The sequence below is a fragment of the Prevotella sp. ne3005 genome (genome assembly GCF_900110085.1).
GTDB lineage: Bacteria > Bacteroidota > Bacteroidia > Bacteroidales > Bacteroidaceae > Prevotella.
On sequence record NZ_FOCK01000001.1, the window covers coordinates 220,884 to 234,622 of the forward strand.

The 13,739-nt window shown below is 50.7% G+C and carries 7 protein-coding genes and 1 pseudogene; all 8 read right to left on the bottom strand.

Features of this window, described 5'->3' with window-relative positions; genetic code table 11:
* Positions 1 to 27 precede the first annotated feature (27 nt).
* Entirely contained in the window at positions 28 to 1,434 is a 1,407-nt protein-coding gene (gene dnaA, locus BMY16_RS00920; protein WP_091838803.1) for a chromosomal replication initiator protein DnaA, read from the bottom strand.
* A 308-nt stretch (positions 1,435 to 1,742) separates the two neighbouring features.
* Complete coding sequence (locus tag BMY16_RS00925) at positions 1,743 to 2,639, bottom strand: MlaD family protein (RefSeq protein ID WP_091838805.1); 897 nt, start codon at positions 2,637 to 2,639, stop codon at positions 1,743 to 1,745.
* 13 nt (positions 2,640 to 2,652) lie between these two features.
* Positions 2,653 to 3,978 carry an N-acetylmuramoyl-L-alanine amidase family protein gene (locus tag BMY16_RS00930; RefSeq protein WP_411267757.1) on the bottom strand — a complete coding sequence of 442 codons (1,326 nt, stop codon included), beginning with the start codon at positions 3,976 to 3,978 and terminating at the stop codon, positions 2,653 to 2,655.
* Positions 3,979 to 4,005: 27 nt separating this feature from the next.
* Entirely contained in the window at positions 4,006 to 4,374 is a 369-nt protein-coding gene (gene folB / locus BMY16_RS00935) for a dihydroneopterin aldolase (RefSeq protein ID WP_091838810.1), read from the bottom strand.
* Between the two features lie 36 nt (positions 4,375 to 4,410).
* Positions 4,411 to 4,854: pseudogene (locus BMY16_RS00940) on the bottom strand (ribonucleoside-triphosphate reductase); the annotation flags it as partial.
* 210 nt (positions 4,855 to 5,064) lie between these two features.
* On the bottom strand, positions 5,065 to 7,407 hold the full coding sequence (locus BMY16_RS00945) for a glycoside hydrolase family 2 TIM barrel-domain containing protein (protein WP_091838813.1): 2,343 nt from the start codon (positions 7,405 to 7,407) through the stop codon (positions 5,065 to 5,067).
* On the bottom strand, positions 7,404 to 10,394 hold the full coding sequence (locus BMY16_RS00950; RefSeq protein ID WP_091838816.1) for a TIM-barrel domain-containing protein: 2,991 nt from the start codon (positions 10,392 to 10,394) through the stop codon (positions 7,404 to 7,406). Before BMY16_RS00950 ends, BMY16_RS00945 begins: the two co-directional genes overlap by 4 nt.
* A 24-nt stretch (positions 10,395 to 10,418) precedes the next feature.
* Positions 10,419 to 13,538 carry a sensor histidine kinase gene (locus tag BMY16_RS00955; protein ID WP_170835958.1) on the bottom strand — a complete coding sequence of 1,040 codons (3,120 nt, stop codon included), beginning with the start codon at positions 13,536 to 13,538 and terminating at the stop codon, positions 10,419 to 10,421.
* Between the last annotated feature and the right edge of the window lie 201 nt (positions 13,539 to 13,739).

Sequence of the window (13,739 nt, forward strand, 5' to 3'; positions counted from 1 at the left end):
CCCATCCAAGTGGATGGGGATTATTTGTTATTTTTTCAGCTTAAAGGAGTTTTCTATACTATTGATCTCATCGAGGAACGACTTGTCTACCTTCATACGCTTCTCGATGGTATTACAACTGTGAATCACCGTCGAGTGGTCACGATTGCCTATTAACAATCCGATACGTGCGGCCGATAGCTTCGTGTGCTTCTGTGCAAGATACATCGAAACTTGGCGCACCTGCACGTAATTACGCTTACGGCTCTTGCTGAAGGCGCTTTGCTGACTGACACCATAATGGTGGCATACCTTCTCGAGAATATCGTCGATAGTCAGTGGACGATCGTCGATCTTCACCGAACGCATGATGACACGCTCAGCCAGATGCATATCAATATTCGAGTTATAGACAATTGAATATGCCATCAGCGAATTCACCACACCCTCTAGGTCACGCACGCTACCATTGGCTGTCTGGGCAATGAAATCAATCACATCTGCGGGAATCTTCAGGCCGTCACGACGGCACTTAGCATTCAGAATATCGATACACAACTGTGTATTGGGCTTCTCCAACTCTGCAATCAGACCGCAGGCAAAGCGTGTCAACAGACGGTCCTTTACACCCTGCAGATCCACGGGAGGACGGTCGCTGGCCAAAACAATCTGCTTACCAAGACGGAACAGATGATCGAAGATGTGGAAGAACGTATCGAGCGTCTTCGGCGAGTTCATCCACTCCTGAATATCATCCACAATCAGCACATCGATCGACTGATAGAAGTTGATGAAGTCGTTGGTCGTATTCTGACGGACAGAGTCCGTGAACTGCACCTGGAACAGACGGGCACTGACATAGAGTACACGCTTCTGCGGATAGGTCTCCTTGCAGCGCACGCCAATGGCATTGATCAGATGTGTCTTACCACAACCCGAAGGTCCGTAGATAAAGAAGGGGTTGAACGTGGTCTTGCCCGGATGCTCAGCGATGGAAAGACCTACCGTACGTGACAGTTTGTTGCTGTCGCCTTCAATGAAGTTCTGAAAGGTCTTCTTCGAATCGAGCTGAGGATTCAGTGCAGGCGTCACACTATCCAACGTGTGGGGCGCCTTGTTGCCCATGGGAGCCGGCTGGGCGATATCGAGGCCAGGACCATCACTCTCCACGTCTACAACGCCAGGGGCAGCCGACTGCACGGTCATCAGTCTATAGGTAAGCGTCACCCCAGAACCGAATACGCGTGCGAGTACCTTACTTAATAGTCCAGCGTAGTACTGCTCCAAGTACTCGTACACATACGGACTTGGAACCTGCACCAAAAGCTTGTGCTCATCCTCCGAATAAGACTCGAGGGTGAGTGGTGCAAACCACGTTTTAAACTGCTGCTCAGTAACGTTTGCCTGAATCAGTTTCAGGCAGTTGTCCCAGAGCGCCTGGTGACTATCTTTCATTTGGCGTTATAGTTTCTAATTTAAACAAGACGTTGGCTTGTTGATTTATAATTGCGAGTGCAAAGTTCGCAATTTTTTTTCAATCCTGCAAATCCGTCTTTTTACCCTTCGTGTGTACAAACCTTCGTAACTCGTTACAGAATGGGCATTTAGGGTGTTTCACGCTATATTGTGCCCAAAATAACACTTGCAAAAATGTAACTATTTGATACTCCGCAATATAACAAATTCATAGGCCTCTAAAAGGCACGATAAACCGACATTCAGCGAACAAATGAAACTTTCTGCTTATTTAGACAAATTATAAATTACTTATCTTTTTTACCGAAAACTGAGAAGTGTACGTAGCGTTTTGGATGAGCCTTCAGATCTATCATCAGAGAGTCGGCATGCATCATCGTAGCATTGAGGTTGGAATAGAGGCTCGGGTCTCTCATCAGCAGTCCCAATGTACCTTCTTTGCTGTTCAACTGGTTAGTCATCTGCTCTACATTTTTCAGTGTAGTGTTCACGCTGGCCATTGTTGAGGAGATGTCCAGATCGTTCAGCGATTTCGTCAACTGATTGGTATTTGCCAGAAGCCCATCAGCATTCTCCAGCATCTGGGGCATATGACTGTTCAGACTGGTGGTCAATGCATTCAGGTCGTGCGAGGTCTTCGTCAAGTCCGCAGTAATCTGATCGATGTTATGCAAGGAATTCGCAATGGCGGGATCAGCCAACAGCATGTTGATGCTCGCCAGGATAGAGTCGAGTTTAGGCAGCATCTGCTCAATCTGCGGAACCATACCTGCCGCCTGTCCCAGAGCACCTTCGTGCTGACAGCCGAAGATGGTATCACCAGGGGCAATGGCGGCACCAGTACCCATCACCAGCTCCACCTTCACATTACCCATCAGATCAGTCAGAATCTCAGCCCTACTGTCTGCAGGTACGGCCAACTGATTGTCTATACCAATCCTTGCCACGATGTTGCTCTGGTGCTGATAGTCAAACACGATGTCCTCCACGACGCCCACCTTGAAGCCGTTGGCATAGATGGGGCTGGCAGCGCTTAATCCACTGACATCACTAAACTTCACATAGTAATTATTGTCTGTCGAGAAGAGCGTCTTGCCCTTAAGGTACTGCAGTCCGAAAAACAGCACCACCACACCTACGATGGCTACGAGCGCAATCTGAATCTCCTTTGAAAACTTCTTCATATCCTTACCTTTTTTACTTTTTCACCTTTATCTTTCTCGCTTCATTCACATCCATGCGGGCCCCGTTTCTGAAGGCCACGATGAACGCTTGTGGGAATTTATCCACGATCGACTTCCTTAACTGATAAATCTCATGATAATCCTCAGAGCAACCAACGGTGTACTTAAACATGCCGCCCTCCTGATAGATGGCCACACCAGACAATCCCTTGAAGCGCGCATCCGTAGACCGCAGTCGAGACGAGCTCACCAGAATCTGTACCTTAAACACTGGTGCCTCCTCCACGGGTTTTACTGCCACAGGTTCCTCCTTAGGTTTAGCGACAGGATCCGCAACAGGTTCCGTAGCAGGCTGAGCCACGGGCTCCACAGGGGTAGCTACAGGCTGTACCACTGGAGCGACTACCAACTCCTCTGCCACTGTCTCTGGCTCCTTGACCACAGTATCCATTGGCACAACGGGCTCCTGGGCCACAACCTCCGGCACCACCTCGCGCTTCGACTTTGACCTTGGCTGGGGCTCGCTTGCAGGAATATAAGGAATGGTGATATTCCCGCCATGACGCTTCCGATAAGCCAGGAAAGCATTAAACACACCTCTTGCATACTGCCCTTCAGCGGCTTTGGAGTTCATATATTGCTCCTCGTCCCTTGTGGAGATAAAGCCCAGTTCTATCAGACAACCTGGCATCGACGAGAGGCGCAGCACAGCCAGATTATCCTGCTGGGCACCCATATTCTGACGCCCCGTAGCCTCACAGACGTATTTCTGCATATACTTCGCCAGCTCAACGCTGTTCTCCATGTTCTTGTCCTGAATAAACTCAAACATGATGTTACTCTCCGGGGAGTTCGGGTCGTAGCCATGATAAGTCTGCTGATAGTCCTTCTCAAGGAAGATCACAGCGTTCTCACGTTTGGCCACTTCCAGATTCTCCATCACGCCAGTCTTCTTACCCGTACGTTTGCTCGTTCCTAATGTGTAGGTCTGGAATCCACGGGCAATCCTACCTTTGGGCAGCGCATTGATATGGAACGATATAAAGAGGTCGGCCTTTGCCTTGTTGGCAATCTCCGCCCTACGATAGAGCTCCACAAACTTATCCGTCTTTCGGGTATAAATCACCTTCACGTCGGGGCACCTCTGTTCCACGAGGCGTCCGAAGGCCAGGGCAAACTTCAGCGTCAGGTTCTTCTCATACGAGATGGCTCCCTTGGCACCAGTGTCGCCACCGCCATGACCCGCATCAATCACCAGCGTAAAAGTCTTATTCTGTGCAGCGCTCATCATTCCTGCCACACAGAGCATCGATATCAAAACAATTAAAAACCTTCTCAATTCCTACCTATTTACTTTTCTACCTTTTTACCTTTTCCAATGCACTTCCACTCCAGCACCCTCGCAGTCGGCCCCCATCGGGGGATTTAACTTCGTCAGAGTCAGGTCGATGGAAGTCACCAGCGGAAATGTATTATCGATGGCGGCCACGATTCTGCCAGCCACATGTTCCAGCAACTTCGAGGGTTGCTTCATCTCCTGTTTCACCAGCGCATACAGCGCCGCATAGTTCAACGTGTCATTCACCTCGTCGCTCTCCATCGCCCGCTCCAGTGGATAACCCACACGCAGGTCGACATCGAAGTCGCCTCCCACTATACCTTCCTGAGGCATCACCCCATGAAAGGCCTGGAAACGGACATGCCGCAGAACGATATATGACCCTTCAATTTTCAATCTTCAATCCTCAATTTCATCCTCGTGCACCCCAGGGATATACTTCTTCAGCGCACGCTCCACACCCGTCTTCCAGGTGTTGATACTCTCATCCTTCAGCGAAAGCGAGGCCACCAACTTGATCACATGCTCCAAAGGCATACGATAGCGCAGCACACCCGAGATCAGCTTGGCATAGTTCCAGTACTCAGGGTTGAACTTCTCCGAGAGGCCCTCCACCGTCGTCTTGTAGCCACGCTTGTTCTCAAACTGGAAGTCATAGCGTTTCGTTCCGTCGGGATTCACCTGCTTGATGATCTTACCGTGGGTGACGGTCTTGGGCAGGATGATACCCTCCTCGTCGTCCTGGAGACCAGTAAATATCTCATAGGGATAGCCATCGAGCAGTCCTACGAGCGCCACCCATTTCTCCTTATTATTCTGGAATCTCACCACATCGCACTCCAGTGCCTGCGGTCTTACCTCCGTCACCTCAGGTCTGATGGTTGGCAGGCTTACCTCCAAGACGGGTATTATCTCCTCCTCCTTCAGAGCACGGCCCAATTTCTCGCCCATCAAAGCCAGTTCATGTGCCACACGCTGCAGAGACTCATTTTGCATATTTCCTTCCATATCAGTCACTTTTTGCGTGCAAAATTACAATATTTCCCCGAAACCACCAACGGTTTCGGGGAAATTCTTCTTATCGTCCTACTCAATCTCAATCCATGCAGGTTTCAGCGTTGCCGACTTGGCTGTGATGGAGCCTTTTCCTTTTGCCACTACGAGGCACTTGCCAAAGAAGGCCTTGCGACGGGGAGCCGTGAAGCGCTCCATCGAAGTCTGGCAACCATTGTCGGTGCCAAGGATGCCCCCTTCGCCTTCGTAGATGAAGACAATTTCATCGTCGGCCCAAGGGCAGAGGTTGCCATCCTTGTCTACAACCTCAGCCACAATGAAGTCAGTGGTTTTACCCCGGTAGTCATACGACAGACGGATATGGTCTGGGGCACCAGCGGTCTTGATGGTCTGCTGGGCCACCTCCCTGCCATCTTTCCGGGCCACAACCTTCACCTCTCCCGGATCAAAGACCACTCGCCACATCACATGATACTGATGGCTGTCAGCCTTCTTACGGACGCCCTGGCTCTGGCCATTGATGAATAGCTCCACCTCGTCGGCATTGTTATAGTAGCACCACATGTCGATATAGTCGCCCGGAACCCAGTTCCAGTGGGGGAAGAGATGGAGCACGGGCTGGCTGGTCCATTCGCTCTGGTACATGTAGTAGCTGTCTTTGGGGAAGCCTGCGAGATCGATGATTCCGAAGTAGCTGGAGCGGGCAGGGAAGCCATAGGGTGTGGGCTCACCGATATAGTCGAAGCCCGTCCAGATGAACTGGCCACCCACATAGGGCGTATGTTTCACCACATCCCACGTTTCTTCATGGGTACTCGACCATGAGGCGTGCATGTTGTCATAGGCAGAACACATATAGGAAGGATCGGTATAGGGCAGCCACCACTCCTTGGGAGCTTTGTAGATGCTGTCGGAGGGCATTCTATAGTGTCCTCGCGTCTGGAGAGCCGACACACTCTCTGAGAAGATGAAGGGTTTGCCAGGGAAGTTCTGGGGGACGTCCTTCACCCACTGGTGGTGATAGTTAAAGCCGATGATGTCGATAGCCCCGCTCTTGAAGAGGTGGTTGTTGGGCGAAGGCTCGTTACAGCCTGCCGTAATGGGGCGTGTCTTATCGTAGCGTTTCACGATCTCCGCCAGATGACGGGTGAGCAAGGAGTTGACACTGAGTTCACCCTCCTTGGCGAGTGTCGATGCATCATGACCAGCATTGAGAATCAGGTTAGCCTGTTCAAGGGTCAGCGTATCGGCCTGTACATCGCTCCATTGTTCGAGCACCTCGTTACCAATCGACCACATGAGAATGGAGGGATGGTTACGGTCACGGAGAATCAGATCGGTGAGGTCTCGCTCGTGCCACTCGTCGAAAAAGCGGGCATAGTCGTTCTGAGTCTTCTTGCGTCGCCACATGTCGAACGATTCGTCCATGACTATCAGTCCCATGGTGTCACACATATTCAGCAACTCAGGGGCAGGAGGATTGTGCGAACTGCGGATAGAGTTCACACCCATAGCCTTGAGTTTCACGAGTTTACGGTGGAGGGCGTCCTCGTTAAGGGCAGCGCCGAGACAACCGAAGTCATGGTGCTCGCAGACTCCGTTGAGCTTGAAGTTCTTACCATTGAGCCAAAAGCCGGTCTTGGGGTCGAACTTAAAGTCGCGGAAGCCAGTGGTCGTCTCTACTTCATCCACCACCTGGCCGCCAGCAATCAGTTGCGTGCGTACCTTATATATATAAGGGTCCACACACGACCACTTGCGGGGCTTCTTGATGCTTGTGGGTTTGCCGTCGGCATCAAACCAGGTATTCTTAACTATGACTTTCTGATTAGTGGGATTCTCAAAATCTACTTCTACTTTGCCATCATGTACATAGACGCCCCAGTGTTTGACGTGAATGGGGTTGGTCTGTGTGAGCCAGACATGGCGATAAATGCCACAACCAGAGTACCAACGTGAATTGGGCTGATCAGAGTTATCCACACGTACAGCCACCACGTTCCCACCAGCCTTCACGTAAGGGGTGATATCATATTCAAAGCTCGAATAGCCATAGGGGCGGAAGCCCACCTGCTGGCCATTGACATAGACCGTGGAGTTCATATACACGCCATCAAACTCAAGATAGACCTTCTCTATCTTGTCGAGCGAGAAGTGCTTCCGATACCAACCAATGCCACCTGGCAACGCTCCTCCACCCGCGCCACTTGGGTTTCCCACATAGAAGTCTCCCTCGATGGCCCAATCGTGGGGCACGTTGAGTTGGCGCCAATGGTTGTCATTATACCCAGTCTGAGACATCTGGACAGAGTCGCCCAGAATAAAAAGCCAGTCAGCGTCAAAATTCTGACGCTGACGGGCTTGTATCGTTGTCAGTCCACAAAGGACGCAGACGAGACAAAAGAATCTTTTCATAATTGAATGCTTACGGCTTTACCATTATAGTTAACCATCTTGCCCTCTGGATCCTCCAGGTTGAGGGGTTTGGGGGCATCCTTAGAGATAAGAACCACATTGAAGCGGCGATTCTTCAGCATGCCAGGGAACTGGCCCTTGCGGGCAGAGAAGCTAACCGTCTTAGTGGCATCATCGTAAGTGATGTCGATAGTGGCATACTTGCCCTTCTCGTAATTGTAGTTAGTACCTTCGTCCTCGTAAAGCTGGAACGAGCCATTCTGTCCTGCATAGACATAGAGGTTGATAAGCTCTGCTGGCTTCTCGTCGCTCCACTCCATCTCTGGGCCGAAGGGGATGATGGCTCCCTCGCGAACGAAGACAGGAATCTGCTCATAAGGTGCATCGACCACAAGGCGCTGACCTCCCTGGATATACTCGTTGGTATAGAGGTTGTACCAGCCACACTGCTCAGGGAAATAGACACTGCGGTTGCGAGCCTTGTAGTAACCTACGGGACAAGCCATCAGCGCAGGGCCGAACATCCACTGGTTGCCGATATTCTCCACTTCCTTATCGCCATTGAAATCCATCACCAGCGGGCGCATCAGGGTATAGTCCTTGAAATGGGCCCAACCCGCCATTGAATAGAGGTACGGCATGAGGCGATAACGCAACTTGTCGTAATAGACGAACGACTGATAGGCAGGATGATTTTCTGGGGCGATATTCCAGATTTCACGCAATGGCCACTGACCATGACTACGGAAGAGCGGAATAAAGGTGCCGAACTGGTTCCAACGGGTCTGCAGCTCGCGCCACTCCTTCAGGTCTTCGTTCTCCACACCACTCTTGTCAAACAACTGCTGGGCAGCCATATAACGGTTTTCCACACAGAAACCGCCCTGGTCCATACCCCAGAAAGGAAGTCCGGAGATAGAGTAGTTCAGGCCTGCGGTCATCTGGGCACGCATATCCTCCCAACGGGTACCGATATCACCACTCCAGGTAGCTGTCGAGAAGCGCTGCTCACCAGCAAAGCCACTACGCGTCAGCAAGAAGACGCGAGGCTCATTGAGCTTGCCATTATACACACTGCGCTGACCATTATAGATGGCATCGGCATTAACCGTACTGTAGGCGTTGAAATATTCAGTAGAAGTACCGAGCGCCGTAGGACCACTCAGGGCTTTACGATACCACATAGGAGTACAGTCGCGCACGTTGGGCTCAGAGGCATCCATCCACCAGGCGTCAACACCGGCTATACCACCATGGTTAAATTTGGTATAGAGATTCTCGTCCATCTGACGCCAGAACATCTTACGGGCTCCAGCATCGTAGGCGTCATAGAAACCATTCTTATAGCCAGGGCCTACCCAGTCGTGGATATCGTCGGTAGGCGACTGAATATACATCCATCCCTTGGCATCAAGCTCTTTGTAGTTGTCGGTGTTACAATAGAACTTGGGCCAAACGGAAATCATGAAACGTCCATGCATGGCGTGAACGCTGTCGAGCATTGCCTGGGGGTTTGGATAGCGCGAAGCCTCAAACTTGTGACTACCCCACTGGTCCTCGGGCCAGTAGTTCCAGTCTTGTACGATATTGTCGATGGGTATATGACGCTTACGGAACTCTGCGAGGGTCTCCTCGATCTCGCCAGAGGTCTTATAGCGTTCGCGACTCTGCCAGAAGCCCAGCACCCACTTCGGATAGAGCGATGCCTTACCCGTCAGTGTACGGTAACCTGATACCACCTGATCCAGGTTCTCACCTGCGATGAAGTAGTAGTCCATATCCTTGGCCATCTCACTCCAGATGGAGAGCTGTTCGCGCTGTTCCTTGTTGCGAGGTTCTGAAACACGCAAGCCACAATAAGCCTCACCACCATCGGGGCGCCACTCGATGCGCAGCTGTACACGCTTGCCCTTCTGCAACTCGGTAGAGAACTTATAGGTGTTAGGGTTCCAGGCTGTGCGCCAGCGCTCGGGCACCACCTCACGACCATCGATGTATACCTTCACATAACCAGAATAATAGAGGATAAACTGGTAGAGTTGTGTCTTACCTTTACATTTACCACAACACTCGGGTTCAATGAAACCCTCATAGGTAACGTTGGCACCCATCAGATTGATGCCCTTGGGGAAGTTTTTAATACCGCCATTATCAGTCTTCAAAGCAATCTCCGACTTATCGGGCGTACCATATTCATAATAGATACTGTCCTCGTCGCGAACGAGCTTCTTACCCTTAGCATCGACATAGGTTCCCGTCAGGTGTCCTTCCTTGCCGTTCTTATCGTAAAGTTTGAAGGCGCGATTCAGCTGCAGATAGTCGTTAGGATTACCAAAACGGCAATAGCTGTAAGAGTCCCACAACAGTCCATAGTTCTTGTTTGACAGGACGAACGGTATCGACACCTTAGTATTATACTGGAACAGGTCTTCGTTCTTGCCTTTCATATTGAACTCCTCGCTCTGGTGCTGACCCAGGCCATAGAAAGCCTCATCGTCAGGGCTATCGAACTTCATCTGCCAGGTGAGCCCATGTTTCTGCTCCTCAGGCACCGTATAGCCCGACTTCATACCAAGTTCTCGCTCAGGTACGGTGAAGTCCCAGAACTGCTTTCCGTCCTTGGCTTCCTTCAACAACTGGTTGCCATTGGCATCGAAGAAGGTGATCTCACCTGTAGCTTTTTGTACCACGGCCTTGACGTTCTTCGCCTTAACCACTACTGTCTCACCCTCGTCGTTCATCGTATAACCGCCCTTCTGGGGAGCCGTCTGGGGCACAATCATCAACGAAGCCGGTTTCTGAGGCAAATCGGCCTTTGAGGTGGCACGCACACGAATGATGTTGTCGTTCATCACTTCAAGGCAAATGACCTTAGCCTGACCTCCGTCAGGACGGATCAACACACTGTTTCCATTGGTCTGCACCTCTGCTGCCATAAGCGTTTCAGCCATCAGGAGGGCAGACACCATCGTTAGTAATTTTTTCATAAATTGGTTTTTATAATGTTTGTATTAATTCTCATCATCCATAAGTACAGCCTCTTCGACATCATCGCCCATGCCATCAAGCGGCAGGGTGATGGTGAACACACTTCCACCTCCGGCATTATTGTCGCCCACGACCGTACCGCCATGGGCAGTCACGATGTCCTTCACGATATGCAGGCATACGCCAGGGTCGTCGTCGCTGACAACGGGATCGAACATGTGTTCCTTGGCCTCCTCTGGCAAGCCGACGCCATTATCCGAGATGCGGATGGAGCCATTCTTATCGGTCTTGTCTACAAACACCTTGATACGACAATCACTGGGCGAGAACATCACCGAGTTGTTCAAAAGAATCTGAATGGCCTGTCCCAACATGTCGTGGTCGAATTCCATAGAGAGGTCGGGCGCCAAGGGGAAGAAGGTAAACTTCAGGCGCTTGCCTTCTGGAGCCTTGAACTGGGCACATTGCTCCTCCATAAACTCCTGCAGGTCACCTGGGGTCTTATGTAAGTCTTCGGGCTTCATGCCCCATGCCAGATCCTCACTGGTACGTGTTGGCTGCTTCTGCTGATCCAAACCAGCTTCTTTCATGAGCTGGGCCTTCATCTCGTTCATCCACTGCTTCTTCATCACCTCCATACGCAGATGTTCGCGCTCTACAGTGTCTGCCTGACGCTTCAAGAAGAGGCGACGCCAGAAATAGACACCTCCTCCGACACACAGCAGGAAGGTCAACAGCATCCAACGGTTACGAAGCAGCGGGGGCGTGATGGAGATTTTCAGCACAGCCTCGTTCTGACCCATCGAACCATCCTCGTTAAGCATACGCACATGGAGCACATAGTCGCCATGGTGGAGCGACATATAGGTGATGTTCGGGTCCTGGGGCTCGGTCTTAATCCACTTGTCGCTGAAGCTTTCCAGCATGTAGATGAAGCGCGAGGTGTTGTGAATCTCACCTTTATCGGTACCCAACTGAATGGTAAACTGGTTCTCGTCATAGCGCAGCGTCAGTTCCTCGAGCTCGTTGAGTGCCTTCTTGAGGATGACACGTCCTTCATAAGCCTTGCCGACACCCAGTTCCTGACCGAAGAGCTTCAGTCCGCTGAAGATGGGTTTTTCTGTATTATTGACATTGGCCACCAGCTTGGGGTCGATGACATCCACGCCACCTACGCCACCCACGAGAATCAGACCATCGTGCGTACAACTGATAGAACGCTTGTTATAAGGTCCCTGCTGCAAGCCGTCCTTGCTACTGAAACTACGCACCAGGAACGACCACTCGCCATTATCTTCTTTCTTTGGCACAACGTTTGAGACACCATGATCGGTGACCACCCACATGGTGTGGAGCTTATCCTCAGCAATACCTGCCACGCTGGAGCCTATCAGACCGTTGGTCATGTCGAGCGTCGTCTGCTTGCCAGTCTTCCGATCATAGATACAGCAACCGGAAGTAGAGCCATACCATATCAATTCACGACTATCCTCCATCACACAAACGTTGGTGGCATTGGCTACCGACTGGCCTGGGACTGCAGGAATCGTGAAGTTGATCACCTTGCCGCTGACAGGATTGATGAACGAATAGAACTGAGAGTGTCCCACCACGAGCCAGCCTTTCTTATTCCAGTTGGCCGAGGTCATAAAAATCTCTTTCAGATTGCTGTTGTTGGGGTCATAGGTCCTGAACTTACCCGTCTTCACGTTGAGTTTCTGCACACCACTACCCAAGGTACCAATCCAGATGTCACCCCACTTATCCTCCGTAACCGACCACACGTTGCTGTTGGCCAATGAGCCCTCAGCGCTGGAGGCAGAATAGACTTTCACCTGACCATTAACAACGCGCACCAGACCACCGTTGTAAGTACCAAACCATACAGAGCCGTCGCGGGCTCCATGGCTAGCCACCATGATATCGGATGTCAGCGGACTGTTTGCCTTGTTGAAATGCTGCTGCTCGCCCGTCTTAGGATCATATTTGATGATACCATTATTGTCACTGCCAAACCAGTAGTTGCCATAGATATCCTCGGTTGTGGTGTTGATATCTCCCAATTCGAGCAGGGAGAAGGCCTGAGGCTTCTCAATATACTGGTTCAGACCGCTACGATAGGCGCCAATCCATACATTACCACTCTTGTCGAGCATCAACTGCTTTAAGGTATTCTCGTTGATGGAGCTCTCGTCGAATTTATTATTCAGGAACTGCTTCATCTCCATGGTCTTCGTGTCGATCACAATCAGACCCTCATGATCAGTAGCCAGCCAGAGCCAGCTGCGTTGATCCATCATCAGGTCCCACACCAGCAGGTTGTCAGGCAGGGCCGTCACGCCTTTCAGACCAAAAAACTCATTGATGGAGTTATACCACTTCTTCTGCTTCTGGTCGTACACATAACTCTTTCCATTGGAAAGGATAAAGAAGTTGCCGTCGTTGTCGACAATCGTCCGGTACTCCGTATTCTGATCTCCCCCGCTACGCTTCATGTAGTCGTCTTTCCAAATCACGCGCCCCTTGCGGCCATCGATACCCATCAGTTCACCATTACTCGATGCTACTATCAGCAGACCGTTATATTCAGCAAACGAGGAGAACCAGAAGTCTTTGGGGAACTGGTCTTCATCATAGCCGTACTTGACCAGCGTCTTCTGCTTCGTCTTGGGATTATAGCAATAGAGGCCGTCGTCATAGTTCTTCACCCACAGATTCTTCTGCGCGTCGATATAGATACGGTCAATACCGCCCGTGATGCCGATTTTGGCGAGTTCGGACGAAGGATTGCGTACAGTGCTCTCCGTCTTGGGGTCGAAAATGCAGAAGTTCATACCCTGGCGCAGCCACAGCCTGCCATCGATATCCTCCCAGATCATATCGACATAGTTGTTGCGTAGCGACGTGGTATCATTCGGATCGGAATAGAACGTATGGAAGCGATAGCCGTCATAGCGGTTCAAGCCGTAGGCCGTTCCTATCCAAATGACTCCTCTAGAGTCTTGAAACAGTTCATTGACTGAAGAATTCGACAATCCGTCACGCGTATCCAGACGACGGAACTTCATATCAGGAATCACTGTAGATGCTGCGTTCATGCCAAGGCAGAACGTCAGCAACAAAGATGTTAGCAGTTGTTTCATATCATTGCGGGTCATCTGATAATATTCATAATTCGGCACAAATTTAGACATTTTCCCTGACATAAACAAATGATTTGGAAAAAAATTGCAACCAAGTTGCGAAAGAAAGGCCGTACCTTTGCATCCGAAAAGAATTTCAAGGTAAAAAAGTAAAAAAGTAAAAAGGTAAATATGTCACACGAACATCATCACCACGAGTGC